Here is a 3,731-nt window from a genome sequence, read left to right on the forward strand (position 1 = left end):
CGAGTACGAGCGCCAATTGAAGAATTAGCCATTCGCGGCTGCCGAACGACTGGTCGAGGTTGACTTCCATCGGCTGCTCAACCGTCACTGGGCCTGATCCGTCCGCGCGGCAAGGAACACGCCATCGCGATTTGCGCGCTGGACCAAGCCGACGCCTGATACACGCTCGGGGCGATATGAGAAAATGCAACGGCAAAACCGTTGCTATGCCCACGGCGGCCGTTAACGGCGTAGAAACCACAACTGGATAATATCTGGGCATCGCCGGAGCCCGGTTCCAGCGCCGGCGATGGCTCCTGCCCTTGCTGTTCGCGCCAACCAGGTTTGCGCGACCAACGGAAAGCGAAACCGAGATGAGCGAGCGACTTGAGACGCTGCAAAAGGCGCGCGAGCGCATGGCGGAGGACCGCGACGCCTTCGCCAAGACGCTGGCCGCGCCGTTCGACCGCGACAAGGCCGAACGGGCGCGGCTCAAATTCATCGAGACCCAGTCATTGATCGACGCCATCGACCGCGCCATCGCGGGCGATCAGGTTCGGCCGGCGGCGTAAGCCGGCTTGCGCCCTTCACCCGGGCGGCGCGGCGCGCCGACCCGTGTATCGCTACGCCGGTCGCTCGATATGGCCGCTCAACTGCCGCAGCACGCCGCGGCGGTCGTCGCCGCGGGCTGATACTGGTCGCGCAGCCGGACCCAGTCCATCGGGTAAGGCAAGCCTTCCTCGTGGCGGCCGAGCGGGGTCAGGTCGAGATAATGATAGGCTGAATTCATCATGTCGAGGCCGCGCGCGAAGCACGAATAGGTGTGAAAGATGCTGCCGTCCGCGTCGCGGTGGAACACGCTGATGCCGGGCGCTTCCTGGGCACCGAATCCCGACGTGCCGAAATTGTAGATTTTGGCGCCTGACTTGATTTCTTCCGGCGTAAACGAAACCGCGTAGTCGTGGTTGAAGTCGTTGCCTGCCGAGGAAAACCATTCAAAGGTCCAGCCCATGCGCGCCTTGAAGGCTTCGAGCTTTTGCAGCGGCGCGCGCGAGATCGCGACCAGCGCGGTGTCGCGCGCGGCGAGATGCGGGATCATGCGCTCGAAGCCGTCAGCCCAGAACGAGCAGCTCTTGCAGCCCTCGCTCCAGTCGGGCGCGAACATGAAATGCTGCACCACCAGCTGCGGGTGGCCTTCGAACAGATCGGCCAGCGTCTGCTTTCCCCGGGGGCCGTCGAACGTATAGGTCTTGTCGAGCTTGACCCAGGGCAGCGCGCGCCGCTCCGCGCTCAGGCGGTCCCGCGCGAGGGTGAATTCCTTCTCGCGCATGAGATGGGCTTTGCGCGCTTCGAGCCACTCTTGACGGGAGACGATGGGGTGCGATGGCATGGCTGGCTCCTTTCGTTTGCAACAATTCAGGCGACGGCCTGTACGGCCCTCGACGATGGTTGGCGTTGAACTGACGCCGGCTGGCGTTGTAACAAACAAGGGCCGTTGCGGCCGGCGCGGCGCCGGCCGGGCGTCCCCCCGAGGCATAAGGACAATCCATGACGATAAAAGTCAATGCGCTCGATCATCTCGTGATCAACGTCACCGATGTGGCGCGTTCGGCCGAGTGGTACCGTGACATCCTCGGCATGGAGATCCGGATGTTCGAGCCCGGCCACGGCAAGCCGCCGCGGACGTCGCTGATCTTCGGCAACCAGAAGATCAACGTGCGGCCGCGCGATGCCGATGTGGTCGATTGGTTCACCGCGGAACATGTCGCCGCCGGCAGCGACGATCTGTGCTTCCTCACCGCGAGTACGCCGCAGCAAGTGGTCGCGCATCTCAAAGCGCATGGCGTCGCAATCGAGCAAGGCCCGGTGGCAAAACAGGGCGCGCGCGGCATGCTGCGGTCGGTCTATTGCAGGGATCCCGACGGCAGTCTGATCGAGATTTCGTCGTACGAGGAGGAGGATTAACCCTCTGCCCGTCATTGCGGGCGCACGCGACCCTATCCAGGCGATCGTGACGATCATCGCTGCAATTGCGGATTTGCCCGGCGCGCGATCTGGTGGCAGAAAGGCTGCAAGCAAGGCCACAAAAGCCGGCGGACAACGCCGGATCGGGAGGACCGATGTCGAATTCACAGGTAGCGCCGGGCGTGGTCGGGCCCTTCGCAGGGCTCGACGTGCCATGGTTGCTGCGGATGCGCGCCGAGACGCGCCGCGACCATCCCTTTCTGATCTGGGCGCCGTTCGATGCGCCGGCGCGAAGCTGGAATTATGGCGAATTTCACGAGCGCGTCGGCGCGCTGGCGGCGGGATTTGCCGCGCGGGGCGTCAAGCCGGGCGAGTTCGTGCTGATCCATCTGGATAACTGCGTCGAGGCCATGCTGGCCTGGTTCGCCTGCGCCGAACTCGGCGCCATTGCCGTGACCACCAATACCCGTTCCGCGCCGGCGGAGATGGAATATTTTGCGGACCATTGCGGCGCGGTCGCCGCGATTACCCAACCCGCCTATGCCGCCGTCATTTCGACGCATTGCCGCAAGCTGCGCTGGCTCGCGGTGACCTCCCATGATTCAGGCAATGAGCCCGCGCCAGCCGCCGCAGCGCCGCGCGCGGACAGTTTTGCGGCGCTGTTCGCCGACAGCGCCGACCGGCCGCGCCGCGCCGCCGATCCCACCGCGCCGTGCAGCGTGCAATACACTTCCGGTACCACCTCGCGGCCGAAGGCGGTGCTGTGGACCCACGCCAACGCGCTGTGGGGCGCCAAGGTCAATGCGGCGCACGAGGATCTGCACCAGGGCGACGTGCACCAGACCTACCTGCCGCTGTTCCACACCAACGCGCTGGCCTATTCCGTGCTGGCGAGCCTGTGGGTCGGCTCGACCTGCGTGATCCAGCCGCGGTTTTCCGCGCGCCGGTTCTGGAAGGTCGCGCTGGAGCACGGCTGCAGCTGGAGCTCCACGATCCCGTTCTGCATGAAGGCGCTGCTCGAATACGAGATCCCCAGGCCGCATCGATTCCGGCTCTGGGGCACCGCGGTGTGCGAGCCGCCGGCCTTCGCCGCGTTCGGCATCAAGATCATCGGCTGGTGGGGCATGACCGAAACCATCACCCACGGCATCGTCGGCGAAGTCGACCAGCCCAACGCGCCGATGTCGATCGGCCGCGCCGCTGCGGAATATTCCATCCGCGTCACCGACGATGACGGCGCGCCGACGCCGGTCGGCGGCACCGGCAATCTCCTGATCAAGGGCATTCCCGGCCTGTCGCTGTTCAAGGCCTATCTCCACAATGAACAAGCCACCAGCGACAGCTTCGACGCCCACGGTTATTTCATCACCGGCGACCGTGTCACTCTGCTGGAAAACGGGTTCATCAAATTCGGCGACCGCGCCAAGGACATGCTGAAGGTCGGCGGCGAGAACGTCGCGGCCTCCGAGATCGAACAGGTGATCGCGGTGGTGCCCGGCGTGCGCGAGGCCGCCGTGGTGGCCAGGAAACACCCGATGCTTGACGAGGTGCCGGTCGTGTTCATCATTCCCACGGCCGGCGTCGATCGCGCGCCGGCGGACCTCCACGACTCCATCATGTCCGCGTGCCGCAACGCGCTGGCGGATTTCAAGGTACCGCGCGAAATCCGTTTCGTCGACGAGTTGCCGCGTTCGACGCTGGAGAAGGTCGCGAAGACCGAACTGCGCAAGATGCTGGGGTAGCGGATTGCAACCAAAAAAAATCCGCCGGAGGAAGCCTCCGGCGGA

At 65.0% G+C, this 3,731-nt stretch carries 4 protein-coding genes; 3 read left to right on the forward strand and 1 reads right to left on the reverse strand.

The window, feature by feature from the left end; all coding sequences use genetic code 11:
- Nucleotides 1-353 precede the first annotated feature (353 nt).
- Nucleotides 354-551 (forward strand): hypothetical protein, encoded by a 198-nt coding sequence (locus ABSG20_RS32075; protein WP_423868465.1) that lies wholly within the window; start codon nt 354-356, stop codon nt 549-551.
- A gap of 77 nt (nt 552-628) precedes the next feature.
- On the opposite strand, the gene ABSG20_RS32080 is transcribed toward ABSG20_RS32075, so the two are convergent.
- A complete protein-coding gene (locus ABSG20_RS32080) occupies nt 629-1,369 on the reverse strand; it encodes a DUF899 domain-containing protein (protein ID WP_423868466.1) in 741 nt (246 codons plus the stop codon).
- A 158-nt stretch (nt 1,370-1,527) separates the two neighbouring features.
- Between ABSG20_RS32080 and ABSG20_RS32085 the strand changes: the two genes are divergently transcribed.
- Entirely contained in the window at nt 1,528-1,944 is a 417-nt protein-coding gene (locus tag ABSG20_RS32085) for a VOC family protein (RefSeq protein ID WP_423868467.1), read from the forward strand.
- 155 nt (nt 1,945-2,099) lie between these two features.
- Nucleotides 2,100-3,686 carry an AMP-binding protein gene (locus tag ABSG20_RS32090; protein WP_423868468.1) on the forward strand — a complete coding sequence of 529 codons (1,587 nt, stop codon included), beginning with the start codon at nt 2,100-2,102 and terminating at the stop codon, nt 3,684-3,686.
- The last annotated feature ends 45 nt before the right edge of the window (nt 3,687-3,731 follow it).

Source organism: Bradyrhizobium sp. (assembly GCF_049512235.1).
GTDB lineage: Bacteria > Pseudomonadota > Alphaproteobacteria > Rhizobiales > Xanthobacteraceae > Bradyrhizobium.

What these genes read in the sequence shown, in the direction of transcription:
- ABSG20_RS32090 (WP_423868468.1), top strand. Translation starts at nt 2,100, where the DNA reads ATGTCGAATTCACAGGTAGCGCCGGGCGTGGTCGGGCCCTTCGCAGGG.
- ABSG20_RS32085 (WP_423868467.1), top strand. Translation starts at nt 1,528, where the DNA reads ATGACGATAAAAGTCAATGCGCTCGATCATCTCGTGATCAACGTCACC.
- ABSG20_RS32075 (WP_423868465.1), top strand. Translation starts at nt 354, where the DNA reads ATGAGCGAGCGACTTGAGACGCTGCAAAAGGCGCGCGAGCGCATGGCG.
- ABSG20_RS32080 (WP_423868466.1), bottom strand. Translation starts at nt 1,369, where the DNA reads ATGCCATCGCACCCCATCGTCTCCCGTCAAGAGTGGCTCGAAGCGCGC.